General features: G+C 67.7%; 19 protein-coding genes. 12 read left to right on the forward strand and 7 right to left on the reverse strand.

Features of this window, described 5'->3' with window-relative positions; translation table 11 throughout:
• Positions 1 to 25: 25 nt before the first annotated feature.
• The 6 genes from kdpB to WS45_RS32215 all read right to left on the reverse strand — a co-directional run bounded on the left by kdpB (position 26) and on the right by WS45_RS32215 (position 6,742).
• A complete protein-coding gene (kdpB, locus tag WS45_RS32185; protein ID WP_059533267.1) occupies positions 26 to 2,110 on the reverse strand; it encodes a potassium-transporting ATPase subunit KdpB in 2,085 nt (694 codons plus the stop codon).
• A 54-nt stretch (positions 2,111 to 2,164) separates the two neighbouring features.
• Positions 2,165 to 3,970: a potassium-transporting ATPase subunit KdpA gene (gene kdpA, locus WS45_RS32190; protein WP_059703417.1), complete on the reverse strand. Its 1,806-nt coding sequence runs from the start codon at positions 3,968 to 3,970 to the stop codon at positions 2,165 to 2,167.
• Positions 3,967 to 4,059 carry a K(+)-transporting ATPase subunit F gene (gene kdpF / locus WS45_RS32195; RefSeq protein ID WP_006752209.1) on the reverse strand — a complete coding sequence of 31 codons (93 nt, stop codon included), beginning with the start codon at positions 4,057 to 4,059 and terminating at the stop codon, positions 3,967 to 3,969. Before kdpF ends, kdpA begins: the two co-directional genes overlap by 4 nt.
• 308 nt (positions 4,060 to 4,367) lie before the next feature.
• Complete coding sequence (locus WS45_RS32205; RefSeq protein ID WP_059703418.1) at positions 4,368 to 5,342, reverse strand: quinone oxidoreductase family protein; 975 nt, start codon at positions 5,340 to 5,342, stop codon at positions 4,368 to 4,370.
• Positions 5,343 to 5,514: 172 nt separating this feature from the next.
• Positions 5,515 to 5,907: a methylglyoxal synthase gene (locus tag WS45_RS32210; protein ID WP_059533273.1), complete on the reverse strand. Its 393-nt coding sequence runs from the start codon at positions 5,905 to 5,907 to the stop codon at positions 5,515 to 5,517.
• A gap of 55 nt (positions 5,908 to 5,962) precedes the next feature.
• Positions 5,963 to 6,742, reverse strand: coding sequence for an SDR family oxidoreductase (locus WS45_RS32215; protein WP_059703420.1), 780 nt, complete (start codon positions 6,740 to 6,742; stop codon positions 5,963 to 5,965).
• A 217-nt stretch (positions 6,743 to 6,959) separates the two neighbouring features.
• On the opposite strand from WS45_RS32215, the gene upp reads away from it, so the two are divergent.
• From upp to rng, 9 genes are all read left to right on the forward strand, one after another.
• Positions 6,960 to 7,610: a uracil phosphoribosyltransferase gene (upp, locus tag WS45_RS32220; RefSeq protein WP_006478229.1), complete on the forward strand. Its 651-nt coding sequence runs from the start codon at positions 6,960 to 6,962 to the stop codon at positions 7,608 to 7,610.
• 217 nt (positions 7,611 to 7,827) lie between these two features.
• Entirely contained in the window at positions 7,828 to 8,556 is a 729-nt protein-coding gene (locus WS45_RS32225) for a YebC/PmpR family DNA-binding transcriptional regulator (protein ID WP_044844700.1), read from the forward strand.
• A 105-nt stretch (positions 8,557 to 8,661) separates the two neighbouring features.
• The gene (gene purD / locus WS45_RS32230; protein WP_059468145.1) at positions 8,662 to 9,942 is read left to right on the forward strand and encodes a phosphoribosylamine--glycine ligase; all 1,281 of its coding nucleotides are present in this window, start codon (positions 8,662 to 8,664) and stop codon (positions 9,940 to 9,942) included.
• Positions 9,943 to 10,060: 118 nt separating this feature from the next.
• Complete coding sequence (gene hemF, locus WS45_RS32235; protein WP_059533277.1) at positions 10,061 to 10,981, forward strand: oxygen-dependent coproporphyrinogen oxidase; 921 nt, start codon at positions 10,061 to 10,063, stop codon at positions 10,979 to 10,981.
• A complete protein-coding gene (locus WS45_RS32240) occupies positions 10,978 to 11,736 on the forward strand; it encodes a nicotinate-nucleotide adenylyltransferase (RefSeq protein WP_373557203.1) in 759 nt (252 codons plus the stop codon). Before hemF ends, WS45_RS32240 begins: the two co-directional genes overlap by 4 nt.
• Before the next feature lie 4 nt (positions 11,737 to 11,740).
• On the forward strand, positions 11,741 to 12,187 hold the full coding sequence (gene rsfS / locus WS45_RS32245) for a ribosome silencing factor (RefSeq protein ID WP_059533282.1): 447 nt from the start codon (positions 11,741 to 11,743) through the stop codon (positions 12,185 to 12,187).
• 19 nt (positions 12,188 to 12,206) lie between these two features.
• Positions 12,207 to 12,677, forward strand: coding sequence for a 23S rRNA (pseudouridine(1915)-N(3))-methyltransferase RlmH (rlmH, locus tag WS45_RS32250; protein ID WP_044844705.1), 471 nt, complete (start codon positions 12,207 to 12,209; stop codon positions 12,675 to 12,677).
• A gap of 51 nt (positions 12,678 to 12,728) precedes the next feature.
• On the forward strand, positions 12,729 to 13,361 hold the full coding sequence (locus tag WS45_RS32255; protein WP_059703421.1) for a Maf family protein: 633 nt from the start codon (positions 12,729 to 12,731) through the stop codon (positions 13,359 to 13,361).
• A gap of 8 nt (positions 13,362 to 13,369) precedes the next feature.
• Positions 13,370 to 14,839 carry a ribonuclease G gene (gene rng, locus WS45_RS32260; protein ID WP_059703423.1) on the forward strand — a complete coding sequence of 490 codons (1,470 nt, stop codon included), beginning with the start codon at positions 13,370 to 13,372 and terminating at the stop codon, positions 14,837 to 14,839.
• 52 nt (positions 14,840 to 14,891) lie between these two features.
• On the opposite strand, the gene WS45_RS35530 is transcribed toward rng, so the two are convergent.
• The gene (locus tag WS45_RS35530) at positions 14,892 to 15,917 is read right to left on the reverse strand and encodes a pentapeptide repeat-containing protein (protein ID WP_156437355.1); all 1,026 of its coding nucleotides are present in this window, start codon (positions 15,915 to 15,917) and stop codon (positions 14,892 to 14,894) included.
• Positions 15,918 to 16,224: 307 nt separating this feature from the next.
• Here WS45_RS35530 and WS45_RS32270 point away from each other — a divergent pair, with 307 nt between their 5' ends.
• From WS45_RS32270 to WS45_RS32280, 3 genes are all read left to right on the forward strand, one after another.
• Entirely contained in the window at positions 16,225 to 16,560 is a 336-nt protein-coding gene (locus WS45_RS32270; RefSeq protein WP_059703425.1) for a YggL family protein, read from the forward strand.
• 326 nt (positions 16,561 to 16,886) lie between these two features.
• A complete protein-coding gene (locus tag WS45_RS32275) occupies positions 16,887 to 17,852 on the forward strand; it encodes a PRC-barrel domain-containing protein (protein ID WP_059703427.1) in 966 nt (321 codons plus the stop codon).
• The gene (locus WS45_RS32280) at positions 17,849 to 19,108 is read left to right on the forward strand and encodes an MFS transporter (protein WP_059703429.1); all 1,260 of its coding nucleotides are present in this window, start codon (positions 17,849 to 17,851) and stop codon (positions 19,106 to 19,108) included. Before WS45_RS32275 ends, WS45_RS32280 begins: the two co-directional genes overlap by 4 nt.
• Positions 19,109 to 19,110 lie beyond the last annotated feature (2 nt).

Genomic DNA, 19,110 nt, shown 5'->3' on the forward strand with positions numbered 1-19,110 from the left:
TGGTTCTTCCTTCAGGTGCGGCGCATCAGGCCCAGCCGAGCGCGGCGAGCGTCATGTCGATCAGCTTGATGAACGGGAACGGCAGCAGCACGCCGCCGAGGCCGTACACCAGCAGGTTGCGGCGCAGCAGCGACGCGGCGCCGAGCGGCCGGTAGGTGACGCCCTTCAGCGCGAGCGGGATCAGCGCGACGATGATCAGCGCGTTGAAGATCACCGCCGACAGGATCGCCGACGCCGGCGACGTCAGATGCATGATGTCGAGCACGCGCAGCTGCGGGTACGTCGTCACGAACGCGGCCGGGATGATCGCGAAGTATTTCGCGATGTCGTTCGCGATCGAGAAGGTCGTCAGCGAGCCGCGCGTCATCAGCATCTGCTTGCCGATCTCGACGATCTCGATCAGCTTCGTCGGGTTCGAGTCGAGGTCGACCATGTTGCCGGCTTCCTTCGCCGCCTGCGTGCCGGTGTTCATCGCCACCGCCACATCGGCCTGCGCGAGCGCCGGCGCGTCGTTGGTGCCGTCGCCCGTCATCGCGACGAGGCGCCCCGCCGCCTGGTGCTCGCGGATCGTCGCGAGCTTGGTTTCCGGCGTCGCTTCCGCGAGGAAATCGTCGACGCCCGCTTCCGCCGCGATCGCCGCGGCGGTGAGCCGGTTGTCGCCCGTCACCATCACGGTCTTGATGCCCATCTTGCGTAGTTCCGCGAAGCGCTCCTTGATGCCGCCCTTCACGATGTCCTTCAGCTCGATCACGCCGAGCACGCGCGCCGCGCCGTCATGCAGGTCGGCCACGACGAGCGGCGTGCTGCCGCGGCGCGCGACGTCGTCGACCGCGCGGCGCACTTCGTCCGGAAAGCGGCTGCCGTGCGTCTCGACGTAGCGGCGGATCGCATCGGCCGCGCCCTTGCGGATTTCACGGCCGGGCAGATCGACGCCGCTCATCCGCGTCTGCGCGGAGAAGCCGAGGAACGTCGCATGCAGTTGCGCCATGTCGCGCTGGCGGATGTTGAAGCGTTCCTTCGCGAGCACGACGATGCTGCGGCCCTCCGGCGTTTCGTCGGCGAGCGACGACAGCTGCGCGGCGTCGGCCAGCGCTTCCTCGGTCACGCCCGGCGCGGGCACGAACATCGACGCCTGGCGGTTGCCGAGCGTGATCGTGCCGGTCTTGTCGAGCAGCAGCACGTCGACGTCGCCGGCCGCTTCCACCGCGCGGCCCGACGTCGCGATCACGTTCGCCTGCATCATCCGGCTCATCCCGGCCACGCCGATCGCGGACAGCAGCCCGCCGATCGTCGTCGGGATCAGGCACACGAGCAGCGCGACGAGCACGGTGATCGTCACCACGTGCCCGGCCTTCATCGCGTCGACCGCGAACATCGAGAACGGCAGCAGCGTCGCGGTCGCGAGCAGCATCACGATCGTCAGCGCGACGAGCAGGATCGTCAGCGCGACCTCGTTCGGCGTCTTCTTGCGCTTCGCGCCTTCGACCATCGCGATCATCCGGTCGAGGAACGCCTCGCCCGGGTTCGCCGTGACCTTCACGACGATCCAGTCGGACAGCACGCGCGTGCCGCCCGTCACCGACGAGAAGTCGCCGCCCGACTCGCGGATCACCGGCGCGGATTCGCCGGTGATCGCCGATTCGTCGACCGATGCGACGCCCTCGACGACTTCGCCGTCGGCCGGGATCACGTCGCCGGCCTCGACCAGCACGACGTCGCCCTTGCGCAGGTCGGACGCGGTCATGATGCGGATCGGCGACTTCGGATGCGGCTCGTTGAGCTTCTTCGCCATCACGTCCTTCTTCGCGCTGCGCAGCGATGCGGCCTGCGCCTTCGAGCGCCCTTCGGCGAGCGCTTCGGCGAAGTTCGCGAACAGCACCGTGAACCACAGCCACAGCGCGATCGCGAGGATGAAGCCCGCCGGCGCCTCGGCCTGGCCGACGAGCGCCGCGATCCACAGGATCGTGGTCAGGATGCTGCCGACGTACACGCAGAACATCACCGGGTTGCGGAACTGCGTGCGCGGCGTGAGTTTCTTGAACGAATCCACGATCGCCGGACGCAGCAGCGCCGGATCGAACATGGACCGTGTTGCGGAATGTTGAGTCATTGCGATCTCTTCAATCTCTTCAGTCTTTGCAAGGTGTCGCCATGCGGGCGCGCATCACGCGCCCAGCCACATCATCAGATGCTCGACGCCCGGGCCGAGCGCGAGCGCCGGCACGTAGGTCAGCGCGCCCACCAGCATCACGGTGCCGAGCAGCAGCACGACGAACAGCGGGCCGTGCGTCGGCAGCGTGCCGCTCGTCGCCGCGATGCGCTTCTTCGCGGCGAGCGAGCCGGCGATCGCCAGCACCGGCACGATCGTGCCGAAGCGGCCGAACCACATCGCGATCGCGGTCATCCAGTTGTAGAACGGCGTGCCGACCGTCAGGCCCGCGAACGCGCTGCCGTTGTTGTTCGCGGCCGAGCTGAACGCGTACAGGATTTCCGAGAAGCCGTGCGGGCCCGGATTCGCGATGCCGGCCTTGCCCGCATCGGCGAGCACCGCGATCGACGTGCCGAGCAGCACGAGCAGCGGCGTGAGCAGCACGACGATCGACACCATCTTCATCTCGTACGACTCGATCTTCTTGCCGACGTATTCCGGCGTGCGGCCGATCATCAGGCCCGCGACGAACACCGCGAGCAGCGCGAACACGAGCATCCCGTAGAGGCCGGAACCGACGCCGCCGTAGATCACCTCGCCGAGCTGCATCAGCAGCATCGGCACGAGACCGCCGAGCGGCGTCAGCGAATCGTGCATCGTGTCGACCGCGCCGCACGACGCGGCCGTCGTCGCGACCGTGAAGATGCCGGTCTGCGCGATGCCGAAGCGCGTTTCCTTGCCTTCCATGTTGCCGCCCGGTTGCAGCGCGCTCGTCGACTGGTCGACGTGCAGCGCGGCGAGCGTCGGGTTGCCGGCCTGCTCGGCGCTCACCTCGACGCCGATCGCGATCACGAACGCGACCGTCATCGCCGCGAGCACCGCGATGCCCTGCCGGCGGTCGCCGATCATCCGGCCGAACACGAGGGCCAGCGCGGCCGGGATGATCAGGATCGAGAAGATCTGCAGGAAGTTCGCGAACGGCGTCGGGTTCTCGTACGGATGCGCGGAGTTCGCGTTGAAGAAGCCGCCGCCGTTGGTGCCGAGCATCTTGATCGCTTCCTGCGACGCGACCGGACCCATCGCGAGCGTCTGCTTCACGAGCGGCGTGGGCACCGTCACCGGGTTGCCCTTGTCGTCCTTGACCGGGTTGCCCTGCGCGTCGAGCTTCGGCGCCGCGTAGGTGCTCGCCTGCAGCACCGGCACGTCCTGGTACGCCTTCATGTTCTGGATCACGCCCTGGCTCATCAGCAGCGCGGCGACGAGCGCGGCCATCGGCACGAGCACGTACAGCGTCACGCGCGTGAGGTCGACCCAGAAGTTGCCGATCGTCTGCGCGGTATGACGCGCGAAGCCGCGGATCAGCGCGATCACGACGACGATGCCCGTTGCCGCCGACAGGAAGTTCTGCACGGTCAGGCCGAGCATCTGCGTCAGGTAGCTGACGGTCTGCTCGGGCGTGTAGTCCTGCCAGTTGGTGTTGGTGACGAAGCTGACGGCCGTGTTGAACGCACCGTCGGCCGTCATCGCGCCGAACTGCTGCGGATTGCCGGGCAGGAACCCCTGCAGGCGCAGCAGGCCGTACAGGAACAGCGCGCCGAGCGCGTTGAACGCGATCGTGGCGATCGCATACTGCTTCCAGTTCATTTCGGTGCCGGCGTCGACGCCGGCGATGCGGTACAGCGCGCGCTCGAGCGGCCCGAACACGCGCACGACACGCGAACTGCCGTCCATCACGCCCGTGAGGTAGCGCGCGACCGGCACGGCCGCCGCGAGCAGCACGACGATGAACAGCAGTATCTGCAACAGGTTGTTCGCGTTCATTCGATGTCCTCCGCGCGCAGCAGCGCAAAGACGAGATACGCGAACAGCAGGGCCGTCGAGGCACCCGCGAGCCAAAGCATCCAGGTCATGCGCGTCCCCCGCGACCGTATTGCACGAGCTTCTCGCAACCGGCAAGCAAACCGAGGATCAGCGCGGTGAACAACACCAGTGCGCCGATGAAAACCCCATCCATTTTTGTGTTCTCCGTCGTCGAAATCGGACGACTAGAACCTTATGGGATCGCGCGTAAAGGTCGGGTCAAAGCTGATCGGGCCGGTATAAAAAACCCGTAAACGCGTGCGGCGGGAAACGGCGGGCGGGACGAAGACGGAGCGGGCGGCGGCCAGCGCCGCCCGTCGCGGTGCGTGCCGGCGTGGCGCCGGCACGAAGGGATGGGTCAGGGAACGAGGATCGTCGAGCCGGTCGTCTTGCGCGACTCGAGGTCGGCATGCGCGCGGCCGACTTCCGCGAGCGGATAGCGCTGGTTGATGCTCGTCTTCACCTTGCCCGACAGGATCACGTCGAACAGCTCGGCGGTCGCGGATTCGAGATCCGCACGCTTCGCGATGTACGAGAACAGCGTCGGCCGCGTGAAGAACAGCGAACCGCGCGACGAGAACTCCTTCGAGTCGATCGCCGGCAGCGGGCCCGATGCATTGCCGAAGCTGACGAAAAACCCGAGCGGCGCGAGGCAGTCGAGCGAACCGATGTAGGTATCCTTGCCGATCGAGTCGTAGACGACCGGCACACCCGCGCCGTTCGTGATCTCCTTCACGCGCTGCGTGAAGTTCTCGCGCGTATAGACGATCGGATAATCGCAGCCGTGCGCCTTCGCGAGCGCGGCCTTCTCGTCGGAGCCCACCGTCCCGATCACGGTCGCGCCGAGCGCCTTCGCCCACTGGCACACGAGCAGGCCGACACCGCCGGCCGCCGCGTGGATCAGGATCGTGTCACCGGCCTTGACCGGGTACGTGCGGCGCAGCAGGTAGTGCGCGGTCAGCCCCTGCAGCATCACCGACGCCGCGTCGTCGTAGCTGATCCCGTCGGGCAGTTTCACGAGCCGCTCGGCCGGCATCACGCGCTCCTGCGCATATGCGCCCGGCGGCTGCCCGACGTAGGCGACGCGATCGCCCGCCTTGAGCGCGGTCACGCCCTCGCCGACGGCCGTCACCTCGCCCGCCGCCTCCATCCCGAGGCCGCCGGGCAGCGGCTGCGGATAGAGGCCGGTGCGGAAATACACGTCGATGTAGTTGAGCCCGACCGCATGCTGCCGGATGCGGACTTCGCCCGCCTTCGGCTCGCCGACCTCGACATCGACCCACTTCATCACGTCCGGGCCGCCCGGCTGGTCGTATCGGATTGCTTTCGGCATCGTTTCGCTCCTCGTTTCTGAATCGGTCAGGGGATATTCGGGTCGCCGACGCGCTCCGATGCCGATCGGTACGGGACCGGCGGCGGTGCGCGTCGCGACGCCCGATTCTCGCGCGTCACGGCCGGGCGTGCATGGCCCTGCCGTCAGCAAGGGCAATCTGGCCGGCGGCCGACTAGCAAACGTCCTGCATGTTGCGCGCCAGATCGTCGAGCAGCATCCGCGCGGTCGCCACGTTCGTCGCGACCGGCACGTCGTGCACGTCGCACGCGCGCACCAGCGCGGTGATGTCCGGATCGTGCGGCTGCGCGGTCATCGGGTCGCGCAGGAACACGACGATGTCGACGCGGCCTTCGGCCAGTTCCGCCCCGATCTGCAGGTCGCCGCCGAGCGGCCCCGACAGCTTGCGCTCGACCTCGAGCCCGTGCGCGGCGGCGATACGGCCGCCCGTCGTACCCGTTCCGACCAGCCTGCATTGCGCGAGCGTCTCGCGGTACTGGCCCGCGAGCGCGACGATCTCGTCCTTCTTCGCGTCGTGCGCGATCAATGCGATGCGGGGTTTGCTCATCTCCGTTTCCTTCGTGGGTCGATTGTTGTCGTATGCGTGAATGGCGGTGCGCGCGTCAGAACGTGCCCGGATACGCGCCGCCGTCGAGCAGCCAGTTCTGCCCGGTGATGTAGCCGGCGTGGACGCTGCAGAGGAACGCGCACGCCGCGCCGAATTCGGCACGCGTGCCGAGGCGCCCGGCCGGGATTTCCTTCGCGCGCCGCGCGCGCATCTCGTCGACCGTCACGCCCTGTGCCTTCGCCGACGCCGCGAGCGTCGTCGCGATCCGGTCGGTGTCGAACAGCCCGGGCAGCAGGTTATTGATCGTCACGCCCTGCCCCGCGACCTTGCGCGACAGCCCCGCGACGAAGCCGGTCAGCCCCGAGCGCGCGCCGTTCGACAGCGCGAGCACGTCGATCGGCGCCTTCACGGCCGAACTCGTGATGTTGACGATCCGGCCGAAACCGCGCCCGATCATCCCGTCGACGGTCGCGCGAATCAGCTCGATCGGCGTCAGCATGTTCGACTCCAGCGCGCGGATCCAGTCGTCGTGCGAGAAATCGCGGAAGTCGCCGGGCGGCGGCCCGCCGGCATTCGTCACGAGAATGTCCGGCTGCGGGCAGGCGGCGAGCGCGGCCGCGCGGCCGTCGGGCGTCGTGATGTCGCAGGCGACGGCGGTGATCGACACGTTCGACTGGGCGCGGATCTCCTCCGCGGTTTCCTCCAGCGTGTCGCGCGTGCGCGCGACGATCACGAGATTCACGCCCTCGGCGGCCAGCGCTTCCGCGCAGCCGCGTCCGAGCCCCTTGCTCGCCGCGCACACGAGCGCGGTCTTTCCTGCGATGCCGAGATCCATCGTCGATTCCCTTATGGCGACGCGCGCCGGCGCGGCCCGGCCGCATCGCCGGACGGGCGAACGGGCGCGAACGGCCGGACACGGCGCGCGGATTGTCGTGAGACGTCGATAATATCCGGATCACGCGGCGCGCCTTGGTAAAATTGCGGCCATAAGCGGCGGCCGGCGTGGCGCCATCGCCGCCCCCGATCCCCTTTTGCCGCCAAGGCACCCCGTCATGAAACAGGACAGCCGTTTCCCGAATCTCTTCATCACCGATCACCCGCTGATCCAGCACAAGCTGACCCACATGCGCGACAAGGACACATCGACGCGCACGTTCCGCGAACTGCTGCGCGAGATCACGCTGCTGATGGGCTACGAGATCACCCGTAACCTCCCGATCACGACCAAGCGGGTCGAAACCCCGCTCGTGGCGGTCGACGCGCCGGTGATCGCGGGCAAGAAGCTCGCGATCGTGCCCGTGCTGCGCGCCGGCATCGGGATGTCGGACGGCCTGCTCGACCTGGTGCCGTCCGCGCGCGTCGGCCACATCGGCGTCTACCGCGCCGAGGATCACCGCCCGGTCGAATACCTGGTGCGCCTGCCCGATCTCGAGGATCGCATCTTCATCCTGTGCGACCCGATGGTCGCGACCGGCTATTCGGCCGTGCACGCGGTCGACGTGCTCAAGCGCCGCAACGTGCCGGCCGCGAACATCATGTTCGTCGCGCTGGTCGCCGCGCCCGAGGGCGTGCAGGTGTTCCAGGACGCGCACCCGGACGTGAAGCTGTTCGTCGCGTCGCTCGACTCGCACCTGAACGAGCACGCGTACATCGTGCCGGGCCTGGGCGACGCGGGCGACCGCCTGTTCGGCACCAAGAACTGACGCACGTCGCCGCCGGGCCGCGCGGCCCGGCAAACCGAACGGCCCGCCCGGCCGTTCGGCCATGCACGGCGGCCCCGAAGCGACGGTCGCCGCGTGATAAAATCACGTTCCACTCGACACGCGCGGCCCCGCGGCATCACGCCCGCCCAGACGGCCGCCGATTCAACGACACATTGGCACAATCGCCCGCGCAGCGCGCCCGGGCACGGAGAAAGGTATGGCTGGTCATTCGAAATGGGCCAACATCAAGCATAAGAAGGCAGCGGCCGACGCGAAGCGCGGCAAGATCTGGACCCGCCTGATCAAGGAAATCCAGGTCGCGGCCCGCCTCGGCGGCGGCGACGCCAGCTCGAACCCGCGTCTGCGTCTCGCGGTCGACAAGGCAGCCGACGCGAACATGCCGAAGGACAACGTCAAGCGCGCGATCGACCGCGGCGTCGGCGGCGCGGACGGCGCGAACTACGAAGAAATCCGTTACGAAGGCTACGGCATCAGCGGCGCGGCGATCATCGTCGACACGCTGACCGACAACCGCACCCGCACGGTCGCGGAAGTCCGTCATGCATTCTCGAAGTTCGGCGGCAACATGGGCACCGACGGTTCGGTCGCGTTCATGTTCGATCACGTCGGCCAGTTCCTGTTCGCGCCCGGCACGTCGGAAGACGCGCTGATGGAAGCGGCGCTCGAAGCCGGCGCGGACGACGTCAGCACGAACGACGACGGCTCGATCGAAGTGCTGTGCGACTGGCAGGCCTTCTCGGCGGTGAAGGACGCGCTCGAAGCCGCGGGCTTCAAGGCCGAACTCGCCGAAGTGACGATGAAGCCGCAGAACGAAGTCGAATTCACCGGCGACGATGCGGCGAAGATGCAGAAGCTCCTGGACGCGCTCGAGAACCTCGACGACGTGCAGGAGGTGTATACGAACGCCGTCATCGTCGAGGAATGAGATGCCGGCCGCCGTGCGCATCGTCGCGACGGCGGCCCGACCGATTTCGCGGCCGGCGCGCCTGAGCGTGCCGGCCGCCCTGTTTTCTAGTCTGCGGGGAATCCCATGAAACTACTCGTCGTCGGTTCCGGCGGCCGCGAACATGCGCTGGCGTGGAAGCTCGCGCAGTCGCCGCGTGTCCAGATGGTCTACGTCGCGCCCGGCAATGGCGGCACGGCGCAGGACGAGCGTCTGAAGAACGTCGACATCACGTCGCTCGACGCACTCGCCGATTTCGCGGAAAGCGAAGGCGTCGCCTTCACGCTCGTCGGCCCGGAAGCACCGCTCGCGGCCGGCATCGTCAACCTGTTCCGCGCCCGCGGCCTGAAGGTGTTCGGCCCGACCCGCGAAGCCGCGCAGCTCGAAAGCTCGAAGGATTTCGCGAAGGCGTTCATGAAGCGCCACGGCATTCCGACCGCCGACTACGAAACCTTCTCCGACGCCGCCGCCGCGCACGCGTACATCGACGCGAAGGGTGCGCCGATCGTCGTGAAGGCCGACGGCCTCGCGGCCGGCAAGGGTGTCGTCGTCGCGATGTCGCTGGAAGAAGCGCATGCCGCGGTCGACATGATGCTGTCGGGCAACAAGCTCGGCGACGCCGGCGCGCGCGTCGTGATCGAGGAATTCCTCGACGGCGAGGAAGCGAGCTTCATCGTGATGGTCGACGGCAAGCACGCGCTGGCGCTGGCTTCCAGCCAGGACCACAAGCGCCTGCTCGACGAGGACCGCGGCCCGAACACGGGCGGCATGGGCGCCTACTCGCCCGCGCCGATCGTCACGCCGCAGATGCACGCACGCGTGATGCGCGAAATCATCATGCCGACGGTGCGCGGGATGGAGAAGGACGGCATCCGCTTCACGGGCTTCCTGTATGCGGGCCTGATGATCGACAAGGAAGGCAATCCGCGCACGCTCGAGTTCAACTGCCGGATGGGCGACCCGGAGACGCAGCCGATCATGGCGCGCCTGAAGAGCGATTTCTCGAAGGTCGTCGAACAGGCGATCGCGGGCACGCTCGACACGGTCGAGCTCGACTGGGACCGCCGCACCGCGCTCGGCGTCGTGCTGGCCGCGCACGGCTATCCGGACGCGCCGCGCAAGGGCGACCGCATCAACGGGATCCCGGCCGAGACCGAACAGGCCGTGACGTTCCATGCGGGCACGACGCTCGCCGAAGGCGACAAGCTCGTCACGTCGGGCGGCCGCGTGCTGTGCGTGGTCGGTCTCGCCGATTCGGTGCGCGAAGCGCAGCAGCATGCGTACGACACGATCAACCAGATCAATTTCGAAGGCATGCAGTACCGCCGCGACATCGGCTTTCGCGCGCTGAACCGCAAGAGCGCGTGACGCCCTGACCGCCGCCTTGCCGTCGCAAGCGGCGGCCTCCTCTGCCGGGGTTCGATAGAATGCCCGGCAGATGCCTTTTTTACGGCCGCCGCTTCGCGCGGAGGCACCCAGTTCAGACATGACCGATTCGACCTACGACGTGGCGCGCGTGCGCACGTACCTCCAGGGCCTGCAGACACGCATCGCCGACGCGCTCGGCGCGCTCGACGGCACGCCGCTCGCGACCGATGCGTGGCAGCGCGGGCCGGAAGAGCGCCTGCGCGGCGGCGGCTGCACGCGGATTCTCGAAGGCGGCCGCGTGTTCGAGCGCGCGGGGATCGGTTTTTCCGACGTCGCGGGCGACGCGCTGCCGCCGTCGGCGAGCGCCGCGCGCCCGCAGCTGGCCGGCCGCGGCTTCGAGGCGCTCGGCGTGTCGCTCGTGCTGCACCCGCGCAACCCGTACTGCCCGACGGTGCACATGAACGTGCGGATGCTGATCGCGACGAAGCCCGGCGAGGCGCCGATCTTCTGGTTCGGCGGCGGGATGGATCTGACACCGGTTTATCCGTTCGAGGACGACGCGCGCCATTTCCACCAGACCTGCAAGGACGCGCTCGACCCGTTCGGCGCCGAGCTCTATCCGCGCTTCAAGACGTGGTGCGACGAGTATTTCTTCCTGAAGCACCGCAACGAGACGCGCGGCATCGGCGGGATCTTCTTCGACGACTTCGCCGAACCCGGATTCGAACGCTCGTTCGAGATGATGCAGAGCGTCGGCGACGCGTTCCTGAATGCGTATCTGCCGATCGTCGAACGCCGCATCGCGCTGCCGTACGGCGAGCGTGAACGCGACTTCCAGGCTTACCGGCGCGGCCGCTACGTGGAATTCAACCTCGTGTTCGACCGCGGCACGCTGTTCGGCCTGCAAAGCGGCGGCCGGACCGAATCCATCCTGATGTCGATGCCGCCGGTCGCGAACTGGCGCTACAACTGGCAACCCGAGCCGGGCTCGCCCGAAGCGCGCCTGAGCGAGTTCCTCGTGCCGCGCGACTGGGTCTGAGCCCGCCGCGCCCCGCCGCCCCAAGAACAGGACACGTTTTTCTGAACACCACCGCCCGCCCCGCCCCGCAGCCGCGAACGCCGTCACGTCGCATCGGCCTGCTGGGCGGCACGTTCGATCCGATCCACGACGGCCACCTCGCGCTTGCGCGCCGGTTCGCCGACGTGCTCGGGCTGACCGACCTCGTGCTGCTGCCCGCCGGGCAGCCTTACCAGAAGCGCGACGTGTCGGCCGCCGAGCATCGGCTCGCGATGACGCGCGCCGCTGCCGGCTCGCTGTCCCTGCCCGGCGTGACGATCACCGTCGCAACCGACGAGATCGAGCATGCGGGGCCGACCTACACGGTCGAGACGCTCGCGCGCTGGCGCGAGCGGATCGGCCCCGACGCTTCGCTGTCGCTGCTGATCGGCGCCGACCAGCTGGTGCGGCTCGACACGTGGCGCGACTGGCGCAAGCTGTTCGACTATGCGCACGTGTGCGCGTCGACGCGCCCGGGCTTCGACCTCGGCACGGCGCCGCCTGCCGTCGCGCAGGAAATCGCGCGGCGGCAGGCCGGCGCCGACGTGCTGAAAGCGACACCGGCCGGCCATCTGCTGATCGACACGACGCTGGCGTTCGATATCGCCGCAACCGACATCCGTGCGCACCTGCGCGAATGCATCGCGCGTCACGCGCAAATGCCCGATGCGTCGGCCGAGCATGTGCCGGCCGCCGTCTGGGCCTATATTCTTCAACATCGTCTCTACCATTCCTGATTCCATGGATATCCGCAAACTGCAGCGCGTGATCGTCGACGCTCTCGAAGACATCAAGGCGCAAGACATCAAGGTGTTCAACACCAGCCACCTGACCGAACTGTTCGACCGCGTGATCGTCGCGTCGGGCACGTCGAACCGCCAGACCAAGGCGCTCGCGTCGAGCGTGCGCGACAAGGTCAAGGAAGCCGGCGGCGACATCGTCAGCTCCGAGGGCGAAGACACGGGCGAATGGGTGCTGGTCGACTGCGGCGACGCCGTCGTGCACATCCTGCAACCGGCACTGCGCCAATACTACAACCTCGAGGAAATCTGGGGCGACAAGCCCGTGCGGATGAAGCTCGGCGGCGGCAAGGGCCCGAACGGCGTCGCGACGGCCGGCGAAGACGAGGACGACGAGGAAGAAGCGCCCGCACGCCCGGCGCGCAAGACGGCGGCCCGCCGCCGCTGACCCGCAGCGAGTCGTCCCGATGAAGCTTTTCATCCTCGCGGTCGGCCACAAGATGCCCGGCTGGATCGCGTCCGGCTTCGACGAATACACGAAGCGCATGCCGCCCGAGCTGCGCATCGAGCTGCGCGAGATCAAGCCCGAACTGCGTTCGGGCGGCCGCAGCGCGGAAAGCGTGATGGCGGCCGAGCGGCAGAAGATCGAGGCCGCGTTGCCGAAGGGCGCGCGCATCGTCGCGCTCGACGAGCGCGGCCGCGACTGGACCACCATGCAGCTCGCGCAGGCGCTGCCCGGCTGGCAGCAGGACGGCCGTGACGTCGCGTTCGTGATCGGCGGCGCCGACGGGCTCGATCCGGAACTCAAGGCGCGCGCCGACCTGCTGCTGCGCATTTCGAGCATGACGCTGCCGCACGGGATGGTGCGCGTGCTGCTCGCCGAACAGCTTTACCGGGCGTGGAGCATCACGCAGAATCACCCCTACCACCGCGCATGACGCGTCGTCCTCGGGACGCGCGGCGCGCGCGCTCAACGAGATAACGACACCATGCCGTCCAGCACGCCCCCCGCCCTTTTTCCGACCCTTTACCTTGCTTCGCAAAGCCCGCGCCGCCAGGAGCTGCTGCAGCAGATCGGCGTGCGCTTCGAATTGCTGCTGCCGCGTCCCGACGAGGACGCCGAGGCGCTCGAAGCCGAACTGCCCGGCGAAGCCGCCGATGCGTACGTCCGGCGCGTGACCGTCGCGAAGGCCGAGGCCGCGCGTGCGCGCCTCGTCGCGAGCGGCAAGCCGGCCGCGCCGGTGCTGGTTGCGGACACCACCGTGACGATCGACGGCGCGATCCTCGGCAAGCCGGCCGATGCCGCCGACGCGCTCGCGATGCTGACCCGCCTCGCGGGCCGCGAACACGACGTGCTGACCGCGGTCGCGGTGATCGGCGCCGACGGCGAACTGCTGCCGCCCGCGCTGTCGCGCTCGTCGGTGCGCTTCGCGGCCGCGCCGCGCGAGGCGTTCGAACGTTACGTCGACACCCGCGAACCGTTCGGCAAGGCCGGCGCCTACGCGATCCAGGGGCGCGCGGCCGAATTCATCGAGCGAATCGAAGGCTCCCATTCGGGTATCATGGGTCTGCCCCTCTTTGAGACCGCGGCACTGCTGCGCGCCGCGCGCGTCGACTTCTGAATCCCACCATGAACGAAGAAATCCTGATCAACCTCACGCCGCAGGAAACGCGGGTCGCACTCGTCCAGCAAGGCGCGGTGCAGGAGCTTCACGTCGAGCGCACGCTGTCGCGCGGGCGGGTCGGCAACATCTACCTCGGCAAGGTCGTGCGCGTGCTGCCCGGCATGCAGTCGGCATTCATCGACATCGGCCTCGAGCGCGCGGCTTTTCTGCACGTCGCGGACATCTGGCATCCGCGCCTCGCGGGCGAGCCGCAGTCGAGCACGCCGCACCAGCCGATCGAGAAGACCGTCTTCGAAGGCCAGACGCTGATGGTCCAGGTGATCAAGGATCCGATCGGCACGAAGGGCGCGCGACTGTCGACGCAGGTCAGCATCGCGGGCCGCACGCTCGTGTACCTGCCGCAGGAGCCGCACATCGGCATCTCGCAGAAGATCGAGAGCGAGGCCGAGCGCGAGGCCGTGCGCGCACGGCTGACCGCCGTGATCCCGCCGGACGAGAAAGGCGGCTACATCGTGCGCACGATCGCCGAGGACGCGACTTCCGACGAACTGGCGGGCGACGTCACGTATCTGCGCAAGACCTGGGCGACGATCGTCGCGCAAGCGCAGCGGCTGCCGGCGACGAGCCTGCTGTACCAGGATCTCGATCTCGCGCAGCGCGTGTTGCGCGATTTCGCGAACGACGACACGACGCGCATTCAGGTCGATTCGCGCGAGACCTACCAGCGCCTCGCGGACTTCGCGGGCGAGTTCACGCCGGCGGTGAGCCCGAAGCTGCATCACTACACCGGCGAGCGGCCGCTGTTCGACCTGTACAACATCGAGACGGAGATCCAGCGCGCGCTGTCGCGCCGCGTCGACCTGAAGTCGGGCGGCTACCTGATGATCGACCAGACCGAGGCGATGACGACGATCGACGTGAACACCGGCGGCTACGTCGGTGCGCGCAACTTCGATGACACGATCTTCAAGACCAACCTCGAGGCCGCGCACACGATCGCGCGGCAGCTGCGTCTGCGCAACCTCGGCGGGATCATCATCATCGACTTCATCGACATGGAGAACGCCGAGCATCGCGACGCGGTCCTGTCCGAGCTGAAGAAGGCGCTGTCGCGCGATCGCACGCGCGTGACGGTCAACGGCTTCTCGCAGCTCGGGCTCGTCGAGATGACGCGCAAGCGCACGCGCGAATCGCTCGCGCACGTGCTGTGCGAGCCGTGCCCGACCTGCCAGGGCAAGGGCCAGGTGAAGACGTCGCGCACCGTCTGCTACGACATCCTGCGCGAGATCCTGCGCGAGTCGCGCCAGTTCAATCCGCGCGAATTCCGCGTGATCGCCGCGCAGCAGGTGATCGACCTGTTCCTCGACGAGGAGTCGCAGCATCTCGCGATGCTGATCGACTTCATCGGCAAGCCGGTATCGCTGCAGGTCGAGTCGAACCTGAGCCAGGAGCAGTACGATATCGTGCTGATGTGACGTTCCGCCCATTCGCCGCCGGCCTCGCCGCGCGGCGAACCGTGCGGCAACCTCAGCCCTGATCCGTAGGGTTATAGCTCCAGATCACGAGCCCCCAGTTTGTCGATTTGATGTCGGGAAACCTCTCCCCCGCGTTGAAATAGCGCCGCCCCTGTTCGCTGCCCAGTGCGGGACAGACCCACCATCCGCTCTGCGGCACGACGTCACCGGGCCTCGCCTTCAGCTTCGCCGAGGCATTTGGCCGGACAGGTTCGCTCGAACCCGATGTAACAGGACACCATTCCACGGCGAGCTGGTTTTCCGTACTACCTGCGGCAACCACCCGGCGAGCCTCCGGCGTATCGTCGAACCGCGTCCGAAAAGTCGTCTCGCCCTGTTGTACGTCACCAAAGGCGCCCCCCAAAAAGCGCACGCCCGTTAGATCCGCCCCCCTGAAATCGACCCCGCTCATATCGCAATTCTCAAACACGGCGTCAGTCAGTCGCGCGGCGTCAAACCGAGATGCAGTGAGTCTGCACTCGACGAAACGAGTAGCCACGAAATCGCATCGCGATGTCGTATTCCAGCGCAACTCGTTTCGCTCAGCCAGGACCCCGGAAAAATTGCATTCCACGAGCTCCGACGAATTCAGACTTCCCTCTGCCATCGTCACACCGGAAAGATCGCTATTGCTCAACTTGGCATGCTCGATGAACGATTGCCGGAATCGCGCATGGCGAAAGTCGACACCCGCGCCGTAGACCGGGAGCATTTGCGCTAGGTGAAATCCGCACCTTTTGAAGGAGACGCCGTCCAGAATCGCGTATTGAAACCCGACTTCTTCAAATTGCGCTCCATCGAACGTAGCAAAGGCGAGATGGCTGTAGCTCAAGTCGAGATTCGCGAGCTTGGTATCCGGGAGCGATGCTCCTCGAAGATCGATCGTCGGCGATCCATCCAGTACATGGGGCAGCGAATCGCACAGAGGCACCCATTCGTCCTCCGGCAACGCGCCCTTGATCGCATCGAGTAGGTCCTTGTACTTCCCGACGTTCCATCGATCGCGCAATTCCCGCACTTCGGCGGCGTTCATCTGCATCCAATTTCTCCGGACAATTTTGTGATTACCTTGGCAATTTACGCGCCATCAATTTTCCGCTTCGACTCGTCACCACTTCATAGACTGCCTCCACCTGCTCCGGCTTAATCCTTCCTGGCACTGCAATTTCCACCTCGCCGTGTACAGCGTGCCAAAGCTGCCGTCGGGCTTTCGAACGCGGCCTTCAAGTGCAGCAAGGCGGTCGCGTCAATGCCCGCCACGTACAGTTACCTCAAGAAGACGGACCGACGGCCATGCGATACACTGCGCGACCGATCTCCACGTAACGCGTTATTTATCCAACACCATGAGCCAACGCCACAACCGCCGCCAGCGCAAGAAACTCCACATCGCCGAGTTCCAGGAACTCGCGTTCAACGCGACCGCGCATTACCGCAACGAGCTGTCCGACCTCGAGCGCGGCCAGCTCATCGACGCGTTCATCGATTTCGTCGAAGCGAACGGGCTGCTGACCGTCGCATCCGCCGACGAAGGGATCGGCGCCTACGTGATCTCCGGCGCGCCGCGCGGCACGACGACCGATGCCGACCGCGAGAACGTCCGAGCATGGCTGGCCGCACGTCCGGAGCTGACCGACGTCAAGGTCAGCGAATTCAGCGACGCGTGGTATCCGGACGCCTGACGTTCCGGTTGCTCCGCGCCTCGCACTGCGCCCCGGTGACGACGATGCTCGGCTCGCTGGTCAAGTAACGCCACGTCGGAAGCCCGTGCGGCGCCCGTCCCGTCGTCGACGGTCGGGCGCCGCGCTCGTTGTGCCCCCCCAAACGCCGCCCTTGCGGCGATCGCCCCCGCCATTTCCCGGTCATCCCGCGCCCGATTCCTCGCATAAATCGGTCCTGAAAGGAAGACACGTTAAACTCTCACCTCGCGTGGTGCGCCGCCCGCACCCGCCATCCATCGCCAGCCGCGAGCCCCCGGGCCCGCCCCCGACCCATGGAGTGAGTGTCAATGAGCGGCGGACTCCCGTTTCCCGCATCCCGCATGTCGTTCCCGTCCTCGACGGTTTTCCTCGTTCTCGCGGCCGCCGCGCTGCTGTCCGGCTGCGGGCTGCTGCCGACCCAGAATCCGCCCGCGCCGATCAGCGAGGCGCTCGTCGAGCCCGTCGAGGAAACCGCCGGCGAACCGCTGACGATGCCGCCCGTGCCGCCGCTCGTCCAGCCGGAGGAACCGGAAGCGCCGAAGAAGCCGCACCGTGAAGTGGCGAAGCCGAAACCGGTGCAGCGCCCCGAATCGCCGACGCCGCCTCCGCCGCCCCCGCCGCCGCTCGTCGCGACACGCCCGCTCGACCGCACCCAGATCCACGCGCTGCTCGACAGCGAGGTCGCGCGCCGCAACGGCAAGGTGATCGGCCGCGCGGTCGACATGGTGACCGACGCAAGCGGCAAACCGCGCGAGATGATCGTCAACCTGCAGGGGTTCATGGGTATCGGCGACCGCAAGGTCGTCTTCCCGTGGAACGTGTTCCGCTTCACGCCGGGCGGCAAACAGGAACCGATCGTGCTCGACGTGCCGTCGGGCGACCTGCCGCCGGCCGCCCGGCCCAAGGCCGTGCCGCTGTCGGGCTCGGCCGCGGCGTCGCCCACGACGCGTCTGCCGTTGCTCGACAGCGACGTCGAACGCCCGAACGGCACGAAGATCGGCCGGGTCGTCGACGTGCTCATCGACCGCGGCGCGCAACCGCAGGCCGTCGTGCTCGACCTCGGCGGGCTCGTCAATACCGACCGCCGTTCGATCGCCGCGAGCTGGGGCGCGCTGCGCTTCGTCACGCGCGACAAGGCGCTGCGTCCGCAACTCGACCTGAACGACGCGCAGATCAAGGCGTCGCCGCCCTACGCGGCCGACAAGCCGATCGTCGTGGTCTCGCCGCCGGTCACCGCCGCCGCGCCGGCTTCGCCTGCGAGTGCCGCCCGATGACGATCAAGCATTCCGTCAGCGTTCGCAGTCTCCGGGCCCTCGACTGGCTCAACTTTTTCGTTGCAAACGTTCAAACCGGGTTCGGTCCGTTCATCGCGTCCTACCTCGCATCGCACAAGTGGACGCAGGGCGAGATCGGCATGGTGCTGTCGATCGGCACGATCAGCGCGATGGTCAGCCAGGTGCCGGGCGGCGCCGCCGTCGACGCGCTGAAGAACAAGAAAGGCGCGGCCGCGTGGGCGATCGCGGCCATCATCCTGTCCGCGGTGCTGCTCGCGTCGAGCCCGACGATCGTGCCGGTGATCGCGGCCGAAGTGTTCCACGGCTTCGCGAGCTGCATGCTCGTGCCCGCGATGGCCGCGATCTCGTTCTCGCTGGTCGGCCGCGCCGACCTCGGCGACCGGCTCGGCCGCAACGCACGCTGGGCATCGATCGGCAGCGCGGTCGCGGCGGGCCTGATGGGGCTCACCGGCGAGTATTTCTCCGCGCGCGCGGTGTTCTGGCTGACCGCGGTACTGGCGTTGCCCGCGCTGTTCGCGCTCGCGATGATCCAGCCGACACATGAAGTGATCCCGCATGCATCGGCACCCGACGACCGCGACGAAGGCGAGGAGCGCGAGACGCTGCTCGAGCTGCTGCGCGATCGCCGGATGCTGATCTTCGCGGCGTGCGTCGTGCTGTTCCACCTGTCGAACGCGGCGATGCTCAACCTCGCGGCCGGCGAAGTGACGGCCGGGATGGGCGAGAACGTGCAGCTCGTGATCGCCGCGTGCATCATCGTGCCGCAGGCGATCGTCGCGATGCTGTCGCCGTGGGTCGGCCGCTCCGCGCAACGCTGGGGGCGCCGGCCGATCCTGCTGCTCGGCTTCTCGGCGCTGCCGGTGCGCGCGCTGCTGTTCGCCGGCGTAAGCAGCCCCTACCTGCTGGTGCCGGTGCAGATGCTCGACGGCATCAGCGCGGCCGTGTTCGGCGTGATGCTGCCGCTGATCGCGGCCGACGTCGCGGGCGGAAAGGGCCGCTACAACCTGTGCATCGGGCTGTTCGGGCTCGCGGCCGGAATCGGCGCGACGCTCAGCACCGCCGTGGCCGGCTTTGTCGCCGATCACTTCGGCAATGCGGTCAGCTTCTTCGGGCTCGCCGCCGCCGGCACGCTCGCGGTGCTGCTGGTCTGGCTCGCGATGCCGGAAACGCGCGTCGAGAACGGCGACGCGACCACCGGCGAGCCGGCCGCCGCATCGCCGGAACAGGCGCACTGACG

The sequence above is a fragment of the Burkholderia sp. RF2-non_BP3 genome (genome assembly GCF_001522185.1).
Classification (GTDB): Bacteria; Pseudomonadota; Gammaproteobacteria; order Burkholderiales; family Burkholderiaceae; genus Burkholderia; species Burkholderia diffusa.